Below are 401 nucleotides of genomic sequence, written 5' to 3'. Positions count from 1 at the left end.
GTAATGGTGGGACATTGGACTTGCCCCTACCAGACCGGACACCAACTCCCCGTTAAATTGATGCTGCTGCCAAACGCCTAAACTCTCTCGGCGACCGATATTTCAAGGCGCTGTGCGGATGCTGCTCGTTGTAATGCTCGAAGGCAATCGTCAGGTTGCGTAACGCTGTTTCTCGATCTGGTTTGGGCATGTGCGCGACGTAGTCGCGCTTGAGCGTTTTGACGAAGCTCTCGGCCATGCCGTTGCTCTGCGGGCTGCGTACCGGTGTGGTCACCGGGTGCAAGCCGATCTGTCGGGCAAACTGGCGTGTCTGTTCAGCGATGTAGGCGGAGCCGTTATCGCTCAGCCATTGCACCGGGGTGGCAGGTGGTTCTTCACCGAAGCGTTTTTCCACCGCCTCC

The 401-nt window shown here is 58.1% G+C and carries 1 protein-coding gene; it reads right to left on the bottom strand.

The annotated features are described in order from the left end of the window. Window positions 1–52: 52 nt before the first annotated feature. The coding region (locus AC3XQU_RS23115; protein ID WP_489876495.1) for an integrase core domain-containing protein at window positions 53–401 on the bottom strand (349 nt) is incomplete at its 5' end.

Source organism: Telluria sp. AZSoR62 (genome assembly GCF_058111565.1).
The sequence above is the reverse complement of the archived record's forward strand: the minus strand, read 5'-3'. Positions and strand labels throughout refer to the sequence as shown.